Source organism: Bacillus cereus group sp. BceL220, assembly GCF_051776965.1.
GTDB lineage: Bacteria > Bacillota > Bacilli > Bacillales > Bacillaceae_G > Bacillus_A > Bacillus_A cereus.
In genome coordinates this window covers 58,487-79,730 of the sequence record NZ_JBPWBC010000016.1, presented here as the reverse complement: position 1 = coordinate 79,730, position 21,244 = coordinate 58,487, and the positions used below count along the sequence as shown (strand labels likewise).

The following is a 21,244-nucleotide window of genomic DNA, read 5'->3' as shown; positions in this document are numbered from 1 at the left end:
AGTTTGTCTAGCATCTAAAAATAAAAATTGACGTTTCACGTTGTTTGTTTCGTTCAGTTTTCAAAGAACTACTTGGTCGCTCATTTGCGACTTCCTTATGTTAACATCTTCATTTTTCAATGTCAACTAAGTTTTTCAATTTCTTTTTTGTCGTTTTCTGCGTTTCCGCATCAGCGACGGTTATTAATATATCATGCAGTATATACAGGGTCAATACTTTTTACAAAAAAATTTCACATCCCGTTAAAAACTTAAAAATCATTATAGCACCCATTCATTCTTCATGGCTCCTCTCCTATCCATTTCATATCTTATCTCTTTATCAATTTACACGAGAGTGAAAATTCTAAATTTTATGTTATATTATTATTATAGGAGTGTGGTGAGAATGAGCATTAAGTATTCAAACAAAATCAATAAAATCCGGACCTTTGCATTAAGTTTAGTATTTATCGGCCTCTTCATTGCATACTTAGGTGTCTTTTTCCGCGAAAACATTATTATCATGACAACTTTTATGATGGTTGGCTTTTTAGCTGTTATCGCTAGCACTGTCGTTTACTTTTGGATTGGTATGTTATCTACTAAGACTATCCAAATTATTTGTCCAAGCTGTGATAAGCCAACAAAAATGCTCGGCCGTGTCGATGCATGTATGCACTGCAATCAACCTTTAACACTAGATCGAGATCTAGAAGGAAAAGAATTTGATGAAAAGTATAACAAGAAGAGTTATAAATCATAAGTATCAAGGGAAATACGAGTTTGCAACACTACAAACGTTTCAACTCATTAAAAAGTTGATTTATTAAGAAATCAACTTTTTAATTGTTTTATTAAATTTATTACACCTATTTTTTCGAAATAACAGTAAACATCCCTGTCATGTTAGGCGAATAATCTTTAAAATCATATTTTTCGTAGAATGACGTTTTCCCTTGCGACGCAAACAAACCAATGAATGCTTTATCTGGAGCATTCTGATTTAAGTATTCTACTAAAGTATTCATTATTTTCTTTCCAATACCATTCTTTTGATACTCTGGATGAACCACTATATCTTGAATATAGAAATAGATAGCCCCATCACCAACAATTCTGCCCATGCCGATGATTTGATTATTATCCTTGACTGTTATACAGTAAATCGAATTTTGAAGTGATATTTCCACCACCTCAAAGTTCATATAATTAGTCCATCCCACAGAATCACATAGATATTTATATTCTTCCAATGTTGGAATGTCACTTTTAATCTCATATTTCTTCAAAATGTCCCCTCCAAGAATTCATTTCCACCAATACAAAGTAAATTCGACAAACTTTTATCTAACCCTTCTTACTAACTTAGCACTGTAAATCCCGATTAACCTCACGCTAATCCTTATATAATAAAGAAAGAGGCTGACGTATAGCCGTCAGCCTCTTTCTTTATTATATATTACGCCTTATGACACTCTGGACAAACGCCATAAATTTCTAAGCGATGACTATTGATAACGAAGCCTGTCGTTTTCGCAGCTTCCTCTTCCAGCTTTTCCAAGCCTCCATAAGGAAAATCAACAATCTTACCACATTTTTCGCAAATCACATGATAATGTTGACTTGTAACATAATCAAATCTACTTGAAGCGTCTCCATAAGTTAATTCCTTTACAAGTCCAACCTCTTTAAACACACGTAAGTTATTATAGACAGTTGCAACACTCATATTTGGAAACTTACCTTCTAATGCTTTATAAATATCATCCGCTGTTGGGTGCGTCATTGATTCCACAAGGTACTCTAAAATAGCATGACGCTGTGGAGTAATGCGTACACCCGTATTTTTCAGCATTTCTAGCGCTTCTTTTAATTCTTCTTTGACCACCGTCATGCACCCCGATTCTATACGGATTATTATTTTATAATTCTTATAAAGAGTGTACTCCTTTTCTTATAAATCGTCAATATTTCTACTATAAGTATGTGGTTTATTTTTATATTCAGGACTTGTTTTTATGTATCTTTCCCTTTTTCTTCATATATTACATAGAAAAAAGTGCGACATAATCGCACTTGGAATACTATCATCTGAGGAGGTATGCCCTACACTTCCACTTTATGTAAGGCAGTAAAATATGTATAGACACTTGCCTTGTTTCTGCATATTTTATCTCCAACGTAGATTTATTTTATATAAGAAAGAACATCCTCAATATGTCCTTTCACTTTCACTTTACGCCACTCTTTTACAAGTTCACCGTCTTTATTAATAAGGAATGTAGAACGCTCGATTCCCATATACTCTTTCCCAAAGTTCTTTTTTAACTTCCAAACATCGTATAACTCTGCTACTTTATGATCTTCATCTACTAAAAGTGTAAATGGCAATTCATGTTTCTCAATGAATTTCAAATGTCTATTCGCTGAATCAGGACTTACTCCAAGAATAACCGTATCCTTCTCTTGAAATACTCCATACGCATCACGAAAATCACATGCTTCAGTTGTACATCCTGGCGTCATATCTTTCGGGTAAAAATAGAGAACTACATTTTTACCGCGAAAATCAGCTAGGCTAACTTCTTCTCCGTTACTTCCCTCTAATGTGAATTCTGGTGCCATTTCTCCTACTGTAATCATTGTTATCACTCCTACTCTTTTCCTTTACTATAACAAATGCTTCCTTATTTTTCATTGTCTATTACAGACCTCATCACAAAAGCAAAAGGGAGTGTATATCCAATTAGCGCTTCTGCAATTGCAATCCATCGCCCAATTCCAATCGGAGATATGTCACCATATCCAACAGACAATAAAGTAACTGCGCTAAAATATAAACAAACTTCAACGAGTTGAAAAGAATGAACGTTCAAACTTTCTCCGTCCTCTTTCAAAACTGCGAAACCCATTTCCTCTAATACAACGTAACTTAATCCAAACGCGATCAGTACTGTTGTATAGATCAAAAATAATGTGGCCAAATTATACAGCGAAAAAAAACGCGTTGAATCTGAATAAGAACTCCATAATAATTGGACACTTTTCAAAATAGCGATTGCTGCAATTAATAGAATAAATCCCCATAACATGTCCTCCACCTCATTTTATATGTATGAGGTGGAGGACTGATTTATCCCTTAGAAACGAACAAGCTTCTATAATTAATTACCCGCGCCACGGTATCTTTTTACTCCTTGGTTCCAGAGGTTGATTGCAATCGTAAAACAGATAACACCAACAAGTGGCGTCGCGAATGCATAACTATTCCATTCTGTTTTTCTTAAAAAGTATGCTGCTGGATATACTCCAACAAACGCGAACGGTAAAACAAACGTTAAAATGAAACGAATTACACGATTATAAATATTAACAGGATAGCGCCCGTAATTACCTATGTTATACATAAGGGGCATAATTGAACTTTTCGCATCCGACCAAAAACCAAGGCTCGCAAGCGTAACAAATATCCCTCCATATACAAGTGCTCCTCCTCCTACCATCAATATAAATAAGAAGAAATCATACCAGTAAAAAGATAATTGTAACTCCACAGCTGCATATCCCATTACAACAATCCCTGTAATGGCTCCAATTAAAGATTCAAGTTCCATTCTTTCTAATATAATTTGAAATAGGCTATGGATCGGTCGCGTTAATACACGATCCATCTCCCCTTTAATAATGTATCGATCATTAAAATCCCATATATTAAAGAAAGCTGAAAAGATGGCAAATGGTACTAAAAAGAAACCATAAATAAAGATTACCTCTTCTCGACTCCATCCCTTCAATGCTTGTGTATGCCCAAATACAACGAGAATAAATATTAAATTAACTGCTTGAAGCGATAAATCAGAAAGTAAACCAACGATAAAATCGCCTCGATACTCCAATTTCGTTTTTATATATTGACTTGCATATTGTAAAAATAAGTTTATATATAGCATCTCATCATCCCCCTTGTACAATTAGACGTTTTCTCGCCGTTCTCCACATGAGTACAATTGGAATAATAAGTACAATTGCCCAAATCACTTGAAATACTAAAGCCTCATACAACTTACTCCCCTGTATACCTTCAGAAAAAATCATACTTGGAATATAACTAATAGCCTGAAACGGTAAAAACATCATTGCTTTTTGGGCCCATAACGGATAAAAACTAATTGGTAATAATAGACCTGAAAATAAATCAATAACAACGCGTTTTGCATACATAATTCCACTATTATTAAATAAGAAAAACGTAAGCATTCCCGTCATTAAATTAATTTGTGTATTAATAATAAAACTAAATATTAAAGATAAGAAGAAATATAACCACGTTTGAAAATTCGTTGTAATTTGCAATGAAAATAATAGCGTAACGATCACCATGCCCGGGATGGAAAAGAATGCAAAACGGAATATCCCCTCGCCAAGACCTTGCATAACTTTCATACCTAAATAGTTGTAAGGACGAATTAATTCTACAGCCACACGGCCTTCTTGAATTTCCATCGCAATTTCTCTATCTATATTATTAAAATAAAACGCACGTGCCATCCACGCGATTGCGATATACGTAGTCATTTGCGAAATAGATAAACTTTCAATATTCTCTTTTCCGCTATAAATTGCTTGCCACAAAAAATAATATGCGCCGATATTAATTGTATAAATTAAAATCCCGCTATAATAGTTTGTGCGATACGCAAGCATCATTAAAAAGCGAATTCGAATCATTTCAATATACTTACCCATGCGTAATACCTTCTTCATAAATGTTACGAATAATTTCCTCTGTAGACACTTCGTTAATTTTTAAATCTTTAATTTGAAATGCTTGTACTACTTTAGAAATAAGCATTGAAATAACAACTTCTTCATTCGGAATTTTTGCAACCCATGCGTTTTCCTCTTTCGCTTTCGACCAAACAACATGATTATCTGGCATAACCATTGATAAAGCCTGATAGGAAACTGGTGCAACAAACTGAAAGTGTATTTCCTTCTCTGCTCCCCACTGCGTACGAAGATTTTTTAAAGAACCGTCATACATAATATTTCCTTCATCCAGCATGATAACACGCTCACATAAAGCTTCAATATCCGTAATATCATGAGTAGTTAATAAAATTGTTGTTTTATAACGTTCGTTCATTTCTTTTAAAAATTCACGTATTTTCAATTTCACAAGTACATCTAACCCAATTGTTGGCTCATCTAAAAATAATAACGGTGGATTATGAATTAAGGCTGCTGCTAATTCACAACGCATTCTTTGACCAAGAGATAATTTTCGAACTGGTTTATCTAATAAAGGCCCTATATCTAACGTTTCAATTACGTGCTCCATATGCTCCTTATACTGAGCGTCTGATACACCATACACTTTCTTTAATAAACGAAACGATTCTTGGACTGCAATATCCCACCAAAGTTGCGAGCGCTGTCCAAAGACAACACCAATTGTTCTTACAAATTCTTCTCTTTGTTTATGTGGATTCATTCCATTTACTGTGATTTGCCCTGATGTCGGAGTCAAAATCCCCGTAAGCATTTTAATTGTTGTTGATTTACCAGCACCGTTCTCACCGATATAACCAACCATTTCACCTTGCTTTACAGTAAAAGATACATCATTTACTGCTGGTACTATTTTATAATTACGATTTAATAAATCGCGAAATGCACCCTTTAAGCCCGGACGACTTGAATAGGCTGTAAACTCTTTACGTAACCCTTGTACCTCAATTACCGATTTCATAATCGGACCCCCCTCCTAAATGTCACAACGAATAGTTTACCCAACTGCCTTCGCTATCACAAACAATACGTCTTTTCGAAAAACATGTTAGAATAATACATAGATTTTTGTAAGGAGATGAATTGTAGTGAAATTCACAAAGTCAGAAGCATTACATAAAGAAGCTTTAGAGCATATCGTTGGCGGTGTTAACAGTCCTTCTCGTTCTTTTAAAGCAGTTGGCGGCGGCGCTCCTGTTGCTATGGAACGCGGGAAAGGCGCTTATTTCTGGGATGTAGACGGAAATAAATATATCGATTATTTAGCAGCATACGGTCCTATTATTACTGGACATGCTCATCCGCATATAACAAAAGCAATTACAACAGCTGCTGAAAATGGGGTACTTTACGGAACACCAACAGCGCTAGAGGTAAAATTCGCAAAAATGTTAAAAGAAGCAATGCCTGCATTAGATAAAGTCCGTTTTGTAAACTCTGGTACAGAAGCAGTGATGACAACGATTCGTGTTGCTCGTGCTTATACAGGTCGCACAAAAATCATGAAATTTGCTGGTTGTTACCACGGTCATTCTGATTTAGTACTTGTGGCAGCTGGATCTGGTCCTTCTACTTTAGGAACTCCTGACTCAGCTGGCGTACCACAAAGTATCGCACAAGAAGTTATTACCGTTCCATTTAATAATGTAGAAACTTTAAAAGAGGCGTTAGATAAATGGGGTCATGAAGTAGCAGCTATCCTTGTAGAACCGATTGTTGGAAACTTCGGTATTGTAGAACCTAAACCAGGATTCCTTGAAAAAGTGAATGAACTTGTTCACGAAGCTGGCGCACTAGTAATTTACGATGAAGTTATTACTGCTTTCCGCTTTATGTACGGTGGTGCTCAAGACTTACTTCGTGTGACACCTGACTTAACAGCGCTTGGTAAAATTATTGGCGGCGGGTTACCGATCGGTGCTTACGGTGGTAAGAAAGAAATTATGGAACAAGTTGCTCCGCTTGGACCTGCATACCAAGCTGGTACAATGGCAGGAAACCCTGCTTCTATGGCATCAGGTATCGCTTGTCTAGAAGTGCTTCAACAAGAAGGACTTTATGAGAAATTAGATGAACTTGGTGCAATGCTTGAAAAAGGAATTTTAGAGCAAGCAACGAAACATAATATCGACATTACATTAAACCGTCTAAAAGGAGCTTTAACTGTATACTTTACAACAAATACAATTGAAGATTACGATGCCGCACAAGATACAGACGGTGAAATGTTCGGTAAATTCTTCAAGCTTATGCTTCAAGAAGGAGTTAACTTAGCACCTTCTAAATACGAGGCATGGTTCTTAACGACAGAACATACAAAAGAAGATATTGAATATACAATCGAAGCTGTCGGCAGAGCATTTGCTGCCCTAGCAGACAATAAATAATCCCGTCATTAAAAGGAAAAAAGAAAGCTCACCTTTCTTTTTTCCTTTTTTCTATTTCATAAATCCCGTATTAATAGTATAATTATTCATAATTATCTGTTTTATATTCTTTTACAGCATTACTATCTCTGTGTACAAGGTGATTTGCACCTTAAATAGTAAGATTATTCTAACTTTTATAAGAGGGGGGATTGACGGATGCTCAATACAAAAAATACATGGACACCGTCTTTATTTCGAGATTATAGAAATGCAGAACACGATGCGTGTGGAATCGTTTCCGTTATGGAGAAACGAAAAATTGCTACCAAAGAAAACATTGACCTTTGTATTCAATCACTCGTCAAAATGAATCATAGAGCTGGTTTCATTAATGGTGAGGGCGATGGCATCGGCATTCACATTGATGTACCAAAAGCGATTTGGAATGAAAAACTAAAAAGTAGCGGATATAATCCAACGATTGTGGATCATCCCCACTTTATCGTTGGACATTTTTTTCTAAATAAAAAAGAAAACATTACTATCTTAAAAGATTATATTCGTACGCAATTAAACAACAAAAATTTTACAATCATTTTCGAAAGTGATGATGTAACAAACTCCGATGCACTCGGTCCACTTGGTAAACAAGAAGAACCTTTATTTTGGCAAGTTGCCCTTATCGCAGAAAACGAAATTACAAATATTGAGCAAACATTATTTTCTGTCACAATAAAAATAGAGGAAAACGAAGCAATTCATGTTGCTTCATTAAGTCGTGATCATGTTGTATATAAAGTTCTAGGTGCTGGTGATACACTTGTTGCCTACTATAATGATTTACAACATCCACTTATCGCTTCAACTATGACATTAGGACATAACCGCTACTCTACTAATACATTATCTAATTTTTTTCGTGTACAACCATTTAGCATTCTCGGACATAATGGTGAAATTAACACAATCGCAAAATTACGCGATCAAGCTGAAATGATTGATGTACCACTTACTGCTGGAGGCAGTGACTCTCAAGATTTAAACCGCACCTTAGAAACTCTACTTGTTCAATACGACTACAGTTTATTTGAAGCAATGGAAATATTGTTCCCTCCAATTATTAATGAAATTAAACTTTATGAAACACCTTTACAAGATTTATATACGTATATACGTGAAGCATGGGGACATTTTGCACAAGGACCAGCTGGCATCATTTCCCGTTTTAAAGATGAAGCTGTTTTCAGTGTTGATTCCCTTGGATTACGCCCAGTCTGGAAAGTAGAGACAGAGAGCTCTTATATTTTCTCTTCTGAACCTGGAGTTGTATCACCAACTAAATATGTAGCAGAACCAAAACCACTCGCCCCTGGAGAAAAGGTTGGATTAAAATGGAATGAACAAGATGAACTTGTTCTTTATGAATATGACAAATATCAAATCCAAGTATATAACCGTCTTAAAAAGCGAATTGATACTACCAATTACCATTTAAATTTATCTATCCCTGAAACGAAAAAAATCCAAGGGCTATGTGATTCTGTTCAAGTTGAAACGAAACAATACGTCGCTTTCGGATGGAACCGAGAACATATTCAGCTCCTTGAACAGATGGCAACAAAAGGCGTTGAGCCCATTCGCTCACTTGGGCATGACTCACCACTTGCCGCACTCGATACTGATAGACGAAATATCGCTGACTTTATTAAAGAAAGTGTAGCTGTTGTTACAAACCCTGCAATTGACCGTGACCGTGAAATTGAACACTTCTCTACACGTACTGTACTTGGAGAGCGTCCAAGTTTATTAAGCGGCGCAAAACGGCCATTTGTAGTTGAAATGCTTTCACCAATTATTTTAGAAGGCAGCGTGGCACAACCTATTGCAGAGGAATTACACACAATTACGTATGAACAACTCATAGAGCTATTTATGACTCATAACTCTATCGCCACAATCTCTGCTACATTCAGTTCGTCAGAAACTCTGCAATGTGCATTAAGCCGCATTAGTTCTGAAGCGATAGCTGCTGTTAACAATGGTGCTTCTCTACTAGTATTAGATGACGCAAAAGCCCATCTAAATGAACGCTTGTGGATTGATCCACATTTAGTTACCGCTAAAGTACATCAAGCATTAAGTGAAAATAAATTACGCCGCAATTGTTCTCTCGTTATACGTTCTGGTGCCCTTCGCTCCTTACATGACATTGTAACGCTATATGGATTAGGAGCAGATAGTATTAATCCATATTTATTATTCGCGACTGTAAATGATGGAACAAAAATACCAATTACGAATCTGTATAATGCACTTAATAAAGGACTAGAAAAAGTCATTTCAACAATTGGAATTCATGAGTTACGTGGTTACGGACGTCTCTATTCATCTATTGGGTTACATGAAGAAATTGCAAATATATTACAAATTACAAATTTCTTCGGTTCAAATGATTTAGCTTTTTCACTTGAATCACTTACTGAAGATGCAAAAATACGAGCAGAGGATTATAACAATCCTAAAATTAGAATGCGAAAATCATTTCATATATTCCCGCGAATTTGGAAAGCAATTGGCGATGTTGCAAAAGGAAATTCTTATGATGATTACCGTGACAAGTTAAGTGAACTAGAAGAGAATAATCCAATCGCAATCAGACACCTTGTTCAAACGAAACAAACAAAACATGTCGTTCCAACTGAAGAAGTATCTATCGGCATTCAAAATCATAATTTACCATTTATTATTAGTTCTATGTCATTTGGTTCTCAAAACGAAATCGCCTTTCGCGCATATGCAGAAGCGGCCGATCAGCTAAATATGATTAGCTTGAACGGTGAAGGCGGCGAAATTAAAGATATGATTGGGAAATACCCACATACACGTGGACAACAAGTGGCATCTGGACGATTTGGAGTAAATGCCGAACTACTAAACTCATCAAACTTAATTGAAATCAAGATCGGTCAAGGCGCAAAGCCTGGGGAAGGTGGACATTTACCTGGTTCAAAAGTGACAGCCAAAATAGCTGAAGCACGTAATGCGACAATCGGCTCAGATTTAATTTCACCTTCTAATAACCATGATATTTATTCAATTGAAGATTTAGCTCAAATGATTACAGAAATTAAAACAGCTAATCAACTTGCCAAAGTAGCCGTGAAAGTCCCTGTCGTTCCTAATATCGGAACAATTGCTGTCGGTATCGCCAAAGCTGGCGCTGATTTTATTAACATTAGCGGATTCGATGGCGGAACAGGTGCTGCACGTATTCACGCATTGCAGCATGTAGGTCTCCCTGTAGAAATTGGTGTTAAAGCCGCTCACAACGCTTTATTAGAAGCAAGTATGAGACATAAAGTAGAGATTTGGGCAGATGGTGGTATTCGAAGTGTAAATGATGCCTTGAAAATCATGCTCCTCGGAGCAAATCGTATTGGATTTGGCACACTATCAATGATTGCAATCGGCTGTACTACTTGCCGTGGGTGTCATCTAGATACTTGCCATGTCGGAATTGCGACACAAATTGAGTCTGAAGCACAAGCAAAAGAACATGGGTTACGCCGCTTCGTTCCGCGCGAATTAGAAAGCGCAGTTGCTGGCCTGCTAAATTTATTCACCACTTTCGGTATAGAACTAAAACGATTAACAGGACAGCTTGGGTATACAAATTTACAAGCAATTGTTGGGCGTTCTGATTTATTAGAGCAAGTTCGAGGCGAAAATTTATTAAACTTACGTAATTTACTACAAATAATAGAACATCCATCTGTTACAACAACAGAAGGCGTACCGGAAAAACAATTTAAAACAGTTCATTCCGCTGACTCAAAAGAATTAGTAGGCGTTGGTGTAGAGCAACGCGTTATGGGTGGTCTAGAATCATGTTATCGCGTTCGCAGTAAACTATATGAAGCTACTCAACTTGAACCACTTACATTAAAGTATACGAATGGTTCTATTCCCGGAAATGGGTTAGGTGCTTACAATAGTGAAAATTTATTTATACACGTAAATGGCGGCGCACAAGATGGCATTGGTAAAACTTCCTTTGGTGGTGGGATTTATATAACGAAATCAAAAGGAAAAGACGGAGTATATTATAACGGTTCTGTCGGAAAAGGATTTGGATATGGCGCACAAAAAGGGGCACTATACGTACAAGGGAACGCTGATGCTCGCGCTGGCATTCGCCTTTCTGGGGCAGACATGATAATTGGAGGTAGAATAACAAAACCACTCCGTGAAAAAGAGCACGGAAATATAGGGGCATACTCCAATATTAAAGGGTTTGCTTTTGAATATATGACAAATGGGCGAGCGCTTGTTTTAGGTGACCCTGGTCCATGGATTTGCGCCGGCATGACTGGCGGTGTTGTTTATTTACGTCATGATTCAAACTTAGGCTTAACAGAACAGGCCTTAAAAAGAAGAATCGCAAAAGGGGCAAATGTTACATTACAACCAATTAGTAAAAATGGTTTGAAAGATGTAACTGAATTATTGCTAGACTATATTCGTGTACTAAACGAGCATGAGCAATATGAGGAAGTTGCTTTGTTAACCCCGTTATTAGATGATATACAGAACCAGTTTTTTGAAATTATCCCGAAAAAAGAACAGGCAGATCCATCTATCTCAACAGAGTGACATGAGTAATTTTCATTATTAAGAAAAAATTGACGAAGTACACTTCTCATAGTAATCTATAGTAACAATTTGAGACCTGCTGAAATTCAGCAGGTCTTTTTACTAAAAACTGATGTTTAAAAGAAATTAGGAAAAATTATAAAGTGAAACTTTAATTAGCCTACAGCAATTGAGCGTTTACCGGCATCCAGCTACTGAATTTAGAGGCGGGAATCTTACTGTTCACAATTAGCGCGATAAAATGAATACTAATTTCTTTTAACGTCACTAAAATATCACTTGCTAACATATTGTAATGAATGTATAGTATCATGTTGTACATTCATTATGACAAGAGAAAGGATCTTATTAAGGGTATGAAACTTGGTGCTCGCATTTTAAAAACGGGTATTGCCATCACGTTAGCTTTATTTGCTTGTATTTTACTTCAATTACCGAGTCCGGTATTTGCGGGAATTTCAGCTATCTTTGCTGTTCAACCTTCTGTATACCGTTCTTATTTAACCGCACTTGAACAAATTCAAGCAAATGTAATCGGTGCGATATTTGCTATCGCATTTGCTACTGCTTTTGGACATAATCCTTTTATTATTGGATTAACATGTATATTAGTAATTGCTCTTACACTGCAATTACGATTAGAAAACACAATATCAATTGCTTTAGTAACAGTTATCGCCATTATGGAGTATCAAGGCGAAGATTTCTTTAGTTTTGCCTTACTTCGCTTTGCGACGATTATGATTGGTATTATTGCGGCTTCACTTGTAAATTTAGTATTTATGCCGCCGAAATATGAAACAAAACTTTATCATCGTATCGTTGATAATACAGAAGAAATTGTAAAATGGATTCGAATGAATAGCAGGCAAGCTTCTGATTTTACAACGCTAAAAACTGATATTGATCGTATGAAAGAAAAAATGATCAAATTAAACCATTACTATTTGCTGTATAAAGAAGAAAGAAGCTACACGAAAAAAGTAAAGTTCGCAAAAATTCGTAAGCTCGTTTTATTCAGACAAATGTTAGCGACAACAAGCCGTGCTTTAAGTACGTTAAAATCATTACACCGTACTGAAAACGAACTGCGTTACATGCCGGAAGAGTTTCAGGAATCTATCCAAAACGAACTTGACTCATTAACGCATTATCATGAACAAGTTTTATTAAAATTTATTGGTAAAGCAAAAAAACAACAATCAGTTGAAATGCTTGATGAAGTTGAAACGGGTAAACAAGAATTAATTGATATCTTTATGGAATATCAAAATAAGGACGATGAAGAAGCATATAAAACATGGCTACATCTCTTCCCTCTTATTTCTTCCATTATTAACTATAGTGAAGAAGTAGAGCATTTAGATTTACTTGTAGATAGCTTCTACACATACCATAAACCAGAAAAAGAACTCCAAATCGATGATAAAAAAGAAGACGAATAAAAAAACAGCTCCTTTTATGCTAAAGGAGCTGTTTCTGTTATATGTTGAAGTTGATATAAATTGTAATAAAATCCTCTTTTTTGCATTAACTCTTCATGAGAACCAGTCTCTTTAATCTCACCGTCTTCAATGTAAATAATCGTATCAACATGCGTAATCGTCGCTAATCGATGTGCGATTATAATCGTCGTCCTGTCAGCAGCTAACGTCTGAAGCGCCTCTTGAATATACCTTTCATTTTCTAAATCCAATGCCGAAGTTGCTTCATCCAATATAAGTACCGACGGATTCTTTAGAAACACTCGTGCAATTGCCACACGTTGTCTTTGCCCGCCCGATAGCTTTACACCACGTTCTCCAACGACAGTATTATAACCCCCTGGTAAGTCTATAATAAAATCATGAATTTGCGCAGCTTTGGCAGCTGCAATCACTTCTTGCTCTGTAGCTTTCGGATTTCCATATAATATATTTGCTCCAATTGTATCGCTAAACAATAAATTATCTTGCAGTACAATTCCAATATTACTACGTAAATTTCTCATATTATACTTTCTTACATCTATCCCATCTACATAAACCGCTCCCTCAGAAACATCATAGAAACGCGGGATCAAACTAGCAAGAGATGACTTTCCTCCCCCACTCGCTCCTACAAGCGCTACTTTCTCTCCAGGCTGCATAGTTAATGACAAGTTGTGTAATATCTCTTTTTCATCTGCATTATAACGAAAAGAAACATTATCAAATACAATTTCTCCATTTAATTTTTTCGTTTGTACCGCATTTGGCACATTAACAATATCGTATTTTTCATCTAACAGTTCAAACACACGGTCCATCGATGCAAAAGATTGTGTTAATGTTGTAGATGAATTAACAAGGCGGCGAAGCGGACTATATAAACTATCCATATATCCAACAAAAGCTACCATCGTCCCTAGCGTTAACTGCCCTTGAATTACTTCATATGCTGCAAAACCAATCACAAGTAACGGACCTAAATCTGTTAACGTATTTACTGCCGAGAATGTTCTCGCCGTCCAACTTGTATGGGTTAATGCTTTCGTTAAAAATTCATTATTTCTTTTTTCAAACTGCTTCCCCTCATACTCTTCTAACGCAAAGCTACGTGTCACTTGCATTCCTTGAATACGTTCATGCAAATACCCTTGCATCGTCGCTAACGCTTGTGAACGCTCTTTCGTCAATTTCCGAAGACGTCCGAAAAAATATTTCACTGCAATTACATAAATAGGTAAAATCAATAACGCAACAAATGTTAATTTTATATTCATAGAAAACATAACAATGATGGCAATAGCAATTGTTGCAGTATCTAACCAGACGTTCATCAAACCAGTAATTACAAAATCCTTCGTTTGTTCTACATCATGGATGACACGCGAAATAATCTCTCCTGTTTTTGTATTGGAGTAATAACGTAAACTTAATTTTTGTAAGTGACCAAAAATATACTTCCGCAAATCATACAGTATTGTATTTGCGATACGCTGCGCGAAATATTGACGATAATATTCAATCGGTGGTCTTAATACCGCAAAAATAAAAAAAGCAATTCCAATCGCTGTTATTAATTGAGATGTTTTATCTTGAAGTGAACCTCCTCCTTGAATTACATCATCGATAATATACTTTAATAACCACGGCATAATAAGTGGGATACCAAACTTAACTAGTCCAATAATAATTGTAATAGCGATAAGCCATCGATATGGTTTAACAAATTGTAAATATCTTTTTATGCCCTGCACATAATCCCCCCTCTAATAGGACAAACCTGCCGGGAAGCCCCCTGCAGGTTTGTTTTAATTTCTGTACATTAAATATCGTTCATACCACATATCTACGAAGTCTGGTGCGAACGGACCTTTTCTTTGATGAATCCACTGTGTTAAATGTGCTACATTTCGTTTTAAAATTGTATCGATAACAGGTGGATACTGCATAATTTGACTATGTTTTTCATACTCATCTTCATCTAGAAGCGTATATGTCATATCTGGATACACTTTAATATCTAAATCATAATCAATATACTTTAATGCTTCAGAATCATACGCAAAAGGGGAGCTTAAATTACAATAATAATATACGCCCTCTTCCCTAAGCATCCCAATCACATTAAACCAATAGTTGGCATGAAAATAACAAATTGCTGGTTCACGCGTAATCCATGTTCGGCCATCCGATTCTGTAACTACTGTACGATCATTCGCTCCGATCACAAGACTCTGTGTCCCTTTTAAAATTGTTGTTTCTTCCCACATTCTATGAATGGAGCCATTATGTTTATAACTATGTATTTGTACTTTTTCTCCTTCTTTGGGAAATCCCATATATGCTCCCTTCTTTCAACTGCAAATGCCCTTTGAACGGCATTCACTTTTCTTCTATTATAACTTTTTTGTCAAAATTTTAAAACTAAAGGGATAAGACTCTATTTTCCACACTGAATATGCAGGAGGTTTATCGTTGAATACAATAATACCCAATCTTCTCAGAACACAAGGATTGTACTGTATTATTTATAAACGAGGACATGTAATAGAAAAAGCCCCTCTCTATTTGAAGGACTTTTCACCTGAAGGCAATAATATATCTTATCCTAAATTTGAAATCATTTTTTCAGTTGTAAAAGATTGGATTACACTATTCGTTTGTTCTTCAAATTTCTCATGTAACATCTTCAACGCTACTTCTGTTCTATATATTTCCTGACGGATAAAATGCAGTTCTTTTTTATCGCACGTATCTTTTTCATTCATTTCAATTTGTTGATACTTCTCTAAGTGTGATTGCAATTTTAACAGCTCATCCATCGTTTCCAATTGTTCTCCCACCAACTTATCAAAATCGTTCATTACTTACCCCCTTTTGGATTTCTTCATCAGTTATTATTCCTAATTACATATTTCTAATCTTTAACTTCCTTCTCCTTTGACAACATTTGTTGACTTATTAGAAGTTATGTCGTTCACTTTCTTTTCATTACAATGACCCGCACACAAAGAAAACACTTCTCTCGAATTGGAGAAGTGTTTTTCTTTCATTACTCGTTTGAACTAGAAGATTGTGATTGTTTTGCAGCTGACTTAGCATTTTGTTTTTTCACAGCATGCACGTCTGTTTCAGTTGCAAATTCTGTACCATAACTAGCGTTTGCACTTTGTGCACCAGAAGCTTGTGCTTTCTTTGCTTCTGATTGTGCGTTTGCTTGTTTTACTGCTTGTACATTTGTTTCAGTTGCAAACTCTGTACCATAACTAGCATTTGTACTTTGAATGCTAGCACCAGAAGTTGCCTTGTTATAACCTTGTTGTTTTTTACTCATCTTTCTCACCTCCACAATCAATAATGTAACCAATTCAACTAGAAGCTATCCGTAATTTTCTTTTAAAAAAATTCCGCATATATCTCTTGTTACTCATTCAAACTATAGAAAATGGAGGTGGAAATATGTATATAGGACGCGATATGACTGAACTAACGATGCTTTCAAAAAACGAATGGAAAGAAGATGAATTAGCTTATTTTCATCATTCATTACAACAGATTTTGCCCTATTTAAATGCGGAAGGGCAAAGTATTTATAAAGAAATTGTAATAGAGATCGAATCAAGGGGCGGCTTACAAGAAGGTGATGCCAGTTGGACTCATGGGACAAAAATTTCTTACGATTAAAAAAGTGTTCCCAATTTAGGGAACACTTTTTTGTTTATTGCATTGTAATTTTCTCAACACAACTCTCATAAATCGTACGATGCGATTTAGAGAAAGGTAACTGCTCAAATGCTTCTTTCGATACAAGTTTCAATGTATCTGTTTCAACAATATCACCGGTTACTTTTCCGTAAAATACAAATATATCCCAAGTACGATGAGTAAATGTATGTTGTACATTCATTGCGTACTCATCAATAGAAATCGAAAGCTCAAACTTTTCTTTCATATAATCTATAAGCTGTTCTTTCTGACTTCGAATCCCTTCGCCAAGTTCAATATTCGGAAACTCCCACATATTAGCTAATAATCCGCTACTTGGACGTTTATTAATAACGTAACGACCATCTTCAGTTTGAAGTACTCCTGCAACAAGCGGTACCATTGTAGGAGCTTTCGCTTTACTTTTTACTGGTAGTTCTTTTTGAACACCTTCAGCATATCCTCTGCAATGCTCACGTACAGGACAAAGTAAGCAAGATGGATTTTTTGGAATGCAAATCAATGCACCTAACTCCATCAAACCTTGATTAAAATAAGATGGATTTTCTTTCGAAATAATTTCACGCACAATCTCTTCAAAAACTTTTCGAGTCTTTGGTTTTGCAATATCATCCCATACTGATAAAATGCGAGATAATACACGCATAACATTTCCATCAACTGCCGGCTCTGGTATACCATATGCGATACTTAAAATAGCGCCTTTTGTATATGGTCCGACACCTTTTAACTTTTCAATTTTCTTTACATCACTCGGTACAACCCCGCCGTATACTTCTTTTACCTCTTTTACTGCCGCATGTAAATTACGTGCTCTAGAATAATATCCTAAACCTTCCCATGCTTTTAATACTTCTTCATCATCTGCGTTCGCTAACGCTTCAAGTGTAGGAAACTTCCCCATAAAATTTGCGTAATATGGTTTTACAGCTTCTACTCTTGTTTGCTGTAACATAATTTCCGAAACCCAAACGCGGTATGGATCTTTATTTTTTCTCCATGGTAAGTCGCGCTGTTCTTCTTCAAACCAACCAATTAAATCATTTTGAAACTGCTCTATATTAAAATTTTTTAGTATTTCAAGTGTCAAACTTGATCCCCCTCATTTTTTTGCATATAAGTACTATTATAAAGATTTTAGGAAAAAATTTAAGTAAGATGACATAGGAAATTGAAGGCAAAGGACTTGAGGTATCGAATAAAAAGAGTTACATTAATAAAAAACGGAGGTGGATTTCTATGGACACAGCCACTCACCTTGTTATGGGTATCACTTTAGGTAGCTTAGCAACATTAGATCCAGCCATAGCACAAAGTGATATTGGCCCACAAGCTGTTATGCTTGCTACAATTGCTGGTTCCAACATTCCTGACATTGACACAGTTTTAAAATTGCGTAATAACGCTAAATATATAAGAAATCATCGCGGAGTTACTCATTCCATTCCCGCGGTAATTCTTTGGTCATTCCTTATAAGTGGCATCTCTTTCGCCTTCTTTTCAGACGCTCCATATCTTCATCTACTACTTTGGTCATTTATTGCAGTCTTCCTTCACGTCTTTGTAGATATTTTCAACGCCTATGGTACACAAGCATTACGGCCTTTCACAAAAAAATGGGTCGCACTCGGCGTGATTAATACATTCGATACCGTAATTTTCTTTATCCATATACTTGCAATTGCTTGCATGCTCGTCGGTTCTCATAAAGGATACACTGCCTTAGCAGCATATATATTAATGATTGTTTACTATATCGGACGAATTATGATGCACAGAAATATAAGAAGCGTTGTACACAAACGTTTCAAAAATGTCGAAAAGATTATCATTTCTCCTTCTTACCGATTTTATCATTATCATTTAGCAGTCGTTACAGCTGATTATTACTACGTTGCGAGATGGCACCGTGGTAACATCATGATATATGACAAGTTCGATCGGGTACCGTTCCCAGACAATGATATTATGCGAGCAGCTAAACAAGATGAAAACATCTCAGCCTTCCTATCTTTCTCTCCTGTATATCGCTGGGATATTTTTGATCATGATCATTATTACGAAGTACGATTCATTGATTTACGGTATCGAAGTAAAGATTATTATCCATTTGTCGCGATTGTTCAGCTCGACCATAATTTAAATATTATTAGTTCCTATACAGGATGGATTTTTAGTGAAGAAAAACTTCGAAAAAAACTGGAATTACTTCCACATTAAAAAAAGCGACTCAAGTCGCTTTTTTTAATGTTTCAAATGATCTTCTTGATTAATTAAATGACTATACTTCGGATTGTTTGTACGCATTTCATGAAGGCGTACACCATGATTATTAATCCATGATCGTACCACTTGCTCAGTCATTTCCTCACCTTGATAACGCCCTGATTTTGCATAAGTTGTTTGAAAATCTTCCCAAAGTAATTCAACCCATGCACGAGCTTGTCCGTAAGAAAGCTTGTCATTCTTGTCTAATAATTCTTTCGTTAATGCTTCATAAATATCATTCATGTTCTAATCTCCTTTTACCTATTTATCCCTTCATTTCTAAAGGATAGTTTCTTCTGTTTTGCACATTCTATAAGTGATACTTCTTAAAGAGGTATCAACTGATGAGGAGGAGGGCGTTCGCAATGGGTAAACAAGCCGAATTTTGGTCTGAGTCAAAAAACAACAGCAAAATCGACGGTCAGCCGAAAGCGAAATCACGCTTCGCTTCGAAGCGACCTAACGGCACAATTAACACGCACCCACAAGAACGTATGCGTGCTGCAAATCAGCAGGAAGAGTAGTACAAATTAAATTAACTTCCTACACGAGGTGATAAAGATGAGCTACCGTGATCGCTTAGATAGTCGTTCTGAATTATTTAACCATACGTGGACTCGTCCAAAACATGCGAAAGCGCAAGTTAACGGACAGACGCAACAAACCCAGTCTCTCATTATATTGGCAAATGAATGTAAAAAACGCCAATTTTAGAATCTCCTATCTCCTTTAACGCCTACCAAAGATGAAAACCAGAGAGATATGTGCTCTCTGGTTTTTATTTTTCTTGCAATAAGGAAATTGGTATGCCAATCTCTTCATTATCATTTTGCTTATATCCCCAAGCAAATACCCCATTGAAATACGTAATTTTAAATAATACACCAGGTTCTTCTACTAATTCATATATTTCACCAATACGGAACTTGTTTATATCCGTCATATAAGCACGAGCCATTGCCATTTTTCTCATTAATACATCAAATTCATTGACAATCCCAAGCTGCTCAGCTTTTACTGCTTGCTCCTTCAAAGCGCCAATTTCTTCCCTTAGCTCATGCGGTGTCATTTCACTGTAGCGTTTTGGCATATTCATCTTATTCTCCTCATTCCTCTTCGCGTTTCATTTGCAAAAATATCTCAATTTCATCAATAGAGAATCCTTTTCTATATAACGCTTGTTTCATCTTGTTTTCAAATGTCCATCCATCATGCTTCTTATATTTCTCATAATATTTATTCCCATGATAGTGTAACGCTTCTTGTTGCTTTTCGTCATCTCTTTCGTCTTTCAATTCTTCCAAACAAATTTGAATTACTTCTCTAGAATATCCTTTTCGAACAAGCATCTCATCTAACTTTAGCTTCATTTGTAAAAAAGAATGCTTTTGATAAGATTTTTTCTTCTTTTCTATGAGAAACAAGGCATTCTCAATTTGCTTTTCCTTCGGATATTCTTGTAAACTGTGCATAATAAGTAAATCTTGAACACCTTTATTTAACAACTCTCTTTTAATAACAGTTGGACCTTTTCGATTCACATTACTTTGCGTTCGCGTATATAAAACAGCGTACTCTTTATCATTAATATATCGGTCATGTAATAATTTCGAAACGACTTCAGAGATGATGGCCTGTCCCACTTCTTTTTTTCGTAAAAAATCTTCTATTTCTTGTTTTGTTCTCATTTGATAGGATAAATAGGAGATTGCTTGTAAATATGCTTTTTGTACCTCTTCATTGTACAAAATATTTCCTAACTCTATTTCATCAATTTCTAAGCCTTTTTGTAATCCATGTTTCATTAAGATTACTTGATCCACACTAAACCCGTACTCTTCACCTTGGCCTTTATCAATATAAATATTAAATCGTTCTTTCGATCGTTTTTGTACTTCTATTTTTGTAATGACAGCCATACTCTCACCTCTCTATTATTTTAACATAGTCGAGGAACATTTTTTCTTTTCAAGAATATATATAATGAGG

General features: G+C 35.8%; 23 protein-coding genes. 8 read left to right on the top strand and 15 right to left on the bottom strand.

Features of this window, described 5'->3' with window-relative positions:
* Positions 1 to 388 precede the first annotated feature (388 nt).
* Positions 389 to 745: a YgzB family protein gene (locus tag ACS2FK_RS26445; protein WP_000025058.1), complete on the top strand. Its 357-nt coding sequence runs from the start codon at positions 389 to 391 to the stop codon at positions 743 to 745.
* A 106-nt stretch (positions 746 to 851) separates the two neighbouring features.
* Here ACS2FK_RS26445 and ACS2FK_RS26440 read toward each other — a convergent pair whose 3' ends face one another.
* The 7 genes from ACS2FK_RS26440 to ACS2FK_RS26410 form a co-directional block, all read right to left on the bottom strand.
* Positions 852 to 1,271: a GNAT family N-acetyltransferase gene (locus ACS2FK_RS26440; protein WP_000759744.1), complete on the bottom strand. Its 420-nt coding sequence runs from the start codon at positions 1,269 to 1,271 to the stop codon at positions 852 to 854.
* Positions 1,272 to 1,441: 170 nt separating this feature from the next.
* Positions 1,442 to 1,870 carry a peroxide-responsive transcriptional repressor PerR gene (gene perR / locus ACS2FK_RS26435; protein ID WP_000237829.1) on the bottom strand — a complete coding sequence of 143 codons (429 nt, stop codon included), beginning with the start codon at positions 1,868 to 1,870 and terminating at the stop codon, positions 1,442 to 1,444.
* Positions 1,871 to 2,169: 299 nt separating this feature from the next.
* Positions 2,170 to 2,625 (bottom strand): thioredoxin-dependent thiol peroxidase, encoded by a 456-nt coding sequence (gene bcp / locus ACS2FK_RS26430; protein ID WP_000633711.1) that lies wholly within the window; start codon positions 2,623 to 2,625, stop codon positions 2,170 to 2,172.
* A gap of 44 nt (positions 2,626 to 2,669) precedes the next feature.
* The gene (locus ACS2FK_RS26425) at positions 2,670 to 3,074 is read right to left on the bottom strand and encodes a potassium channel family protein (protein ID WP_000964345.1); all 405 of its coding nucleotides are present in this window, start codon (positions 3,072 to 3,074) and stop codon (positions 2,670 to 2,672) included.
* Positions 3,075 to 3,146: 72 nt separating this feature from the next.
* On the bottom strand, positions 3,147 to 3,932 hold the full coding sequence (locus ACS2FK_RS26420) for an ABC transporter permease (RefSeq protein WP_000965774.1): 786 nt from the start codon (positions 3,930 to 3,932) through the stop codon (positions 3,147 to 3,149).
* Between the two features lie 4 nt (positions 3,933 to 3,936).
* A complete protein-coding gene (locus tag ACS2FK_RS26415) occupies positions 3,937 to 4,728 on the bottom strand; it encodes an ABC transporter permease (RefSeq protein WP_000521519.1) in 792 nt (263 codons plus the stop codon).
* Complete coding sequence (locus tag ACS2FK_RS26410; RefSeq protein ID WP_000843653.1) at positions 4,721 to 5,734, bottom strand: ABC transporter ATP-binding protein; 1,014 nt, start codon at positions 5,732 to 5,734, stop codon at positions 4,721 to 4,723. The genes ACS2FK_RS26415 and ACS2FK_RS26410 overlap by 8 nt, the downstream gene beginning before the upstream one ends.
* A 127-nt stretch (positions 5,735 to 5,861) precedes the next feature.
* Between ACS2FK_RS26410 and hemL the strand changes: the two genes are divergently transcribed.
* The 3 genes from hemL (at position 5,862) to ACS2FK_RS26395 (ending at position 13,240) form a co-directional block, all read left to right on the top strand.
* Complete coding sequence (hemL, locus tag ACS2FK_RS26405) at positions 5,862 to 7,160, top strand: glutamate-1-semialdehyde-2,1-aminomutase (RefSeq protein ID WP_063546362.1); 1,299 nt, start codon at positions 5,862 to 5,864, stop codon at positions 7,158 to 7,160.
* A gap of 198 nt (positions 7,161 to 7,358) precedes the next feature.
* Positions 7,359 to 11,795 carry a glutamate synthase-related protein gene (locus ACS2FK_RS26400; protein WP_063546360.1) on the top strand — a complete coding sequence of 1,479 codons (4,437 nt, stop codon included), beginning with the start codon at positions 7,359 to 7,361 and terminating at the stop codon, positions 11,793 to 11,795.
* Between the two features lie 356 nt (positions 11,796 to 12,151).
* Positions 12,152 to 13,240 carry an aromatic acid exporter family protein gene (locus ACS2FK_RS26395; protein WP_000765787.1) on the top strand — a complete coding sequence of 363 codons (1,089 nt, stop codon included), beginning with the start codon at positions 12,152 to 12,154 and terminating at the stop codon, positions 13,238 to 13,240.
* A gap of 14 nt (positions 13,241 to 13,254) precedes the next feature.
* Here the strand turns inward: ACS2FK_RS26395 and ACS2FK_RS26390 are convergent, their stop codons facing one another.
* From ACS2FK_RS26390 to ACS2FK_RS26375, 4 genes are all read right to left on the bottom strand, one after another.
* Positions 13,255 to 15,015 carry an ABC transporter ATP-binding protein gene (locus ACS2FK_RS26390; RefSeq protein ID WP_063546358.1) on the bottom strand — a complete coding sequence of 587 codons (1,761 nt, stop codon included), beginning with the start codon at positions 15,013 to 15,015 and terminating at the stop codon, positions 13,255 to 13,257.
* 54 nt (positions 15,016 to 15,069) lie between these two features.
* A complete protein-coding gene (gene ntdP, locus ACS2FK_RS26385; protein ID WP_000506627.1) occupies positions 15,070 to 15,600 on the bottom strand; it encodes a nucleoside tri-diphosphate phosphatase in 531 nt (176 codons plus the stop codon).
* Positions 15,601 to 15,864: 264 nt separating this feature from the next.
* Entirely contained in the window at positions 15,865 to 16,125 is a 261-nt protein-coding gene (locus ACS2FK_RS26380) for a YgaB family protein (protein ID WP_000997586.1), read from the bottom strand.
* A gap of 188 nt (positions 16,126 to 16,313) precedes the next feature.
* A complete protein-coding gene (locus tag ACS2FK_RS26375) occupies positions 16,314 to 16,595 on the bottom strand; it encodes a gamma-type small acid-soluble spore protein (protein ID WP_000039034.1) in 282 nt (93 codons plus the stop codon).
* 125 nt (positions 16,596 to 16,720) lie between these two features.
* On the opposite strand from ACS2FK_RS26375, the gene ACS2FK_RS26370 reads away from it, so the two are divergent.
* Positions 16,721 to 16,945, top strand: coding sequence for a hypothetical protein (locus tag ACS2FK_RS26370; RefSeq protein WP_000275439.1), 225 nt, complete (start codon positions 16,721 to 16,723; stop codon positions 16,943 to 16,945).
* 34 nt (positions 16,946 to 16,979) lie between these two features.
* On the opposite strand, the gene mutY is transcribed toward ACS2FK_RS26370, so the two are convergent.
* Positions 16,980 to 18,077 carry an A/G-specific adenine glycosylase gene (gene mutY, locus ACS2FK_RS26365; RefSeq protein WP_000171383.1) on the bottom strand — a complete coding sequence of 366 codons (1,098 nt, stop codon included), beginning with the start codon at positions 18,075 to 18,077 and terminating at the stop codon, positions 16,980 to 16,982.
* Positions 18,078 to 18,226: 149 nt separating this feature from the next.
* Here mutY and ACS2FK_RS26360 point away from each other — a divergent pair, with 149 nt between their 5' ends.
* Complete coding sequence (locus tag ACS2FK_RS26360; RefSeq protein WP_000379115.1) at positions 18,227 to 19,207, top strand: metal-dependent hydrolase; 981 nt, start codon at positions 18,227 to 18,229, stop codon at positions 19,205 to 19,207.
* A gap of 24 nt (positions 19,208 to 19,231) precedes the next feature.
* On the opposite strand, the gene ACS2FK_RS26355 is transcribed toward ACS2FK_RS26360, so the two are convergent.
* Entirely contained in the window at positions 19,232 to 19,498 is a 267-nt protein-coding gene (locus ACS2FK_RS26355) for a YfhJ family protein (RefSeq protein WP_000998159.1), read from the bottom strand.
* A gap of 122 nt (positions 19,499 to 19,620) precedes the next feature.
* Here ACS2FK_RS26355 and ACS2FK_RS26350 point away from each other — a divergent pair, with 122 nt between their 5' ends.
* Together ACS2FK_RS26350 and ACS2FK_RS26345 are read left to right on the top strand one after the other, a co-directional pair.
* Entirely contained in the window at positions 19,621 to 19,779 is a 159-nt protein-coding gene (locus ACS2FK_RS26350; RefSeq protein ID WP_000517891.1) for a small, acid-soluble spore protein K, read from the top strand.
* Positions 19,780 to 19,816: 37 nt separating this feature from the next.
* Positions 19,817 to 19,969, top strand: a complete 153-nt coding sequence (locus ACS2FK_RS26345) for a YpzG family protein (RefSeq protein ID WP_000122093.1) — start codon at positions 19,817 to 19,819, stop codon at positions 19,967 to 19,969.
* Positions 19,970 to 20,033: 64 nt separating this feature from the next.
* Here ACS2FK_RS26345 and ACS2FK_RS26340 read toward each other — a convergent pair whose 3' ends face one another.
* Positions 20,034 to 20,351 carry a YfhH family protein gene (locus tag ACS2FK_RS26340; RefSeq protein WP_001057023.1) on the bottom strand — a complete coding sequence of 106 codons (318 nt, stop codon included), beginning with the start codon at positions 20,349 to 20,351 and terminating at the stop codon, positions 20,034 to 20,036.
* A 10-nt stretch (positions 20,352 to 20,361) separates the two neighbouring features.
* Positions 20,362 to 21,174 carry a recombination regulator RecX gene (gene recX / locus ACS2FK_RS26335; RefSeq protein WP_000268513.1) on the bottom strand — a complete coding sequence of 271 codons (813 nt, stop codon included), beginning with the start codon at positions 21,172 to 21,174 and terminating at the stop codon, positions 20,362 to 20,364.
* Positions 21,175 to 21,244 lie beyond the last annotated feature (70 nt).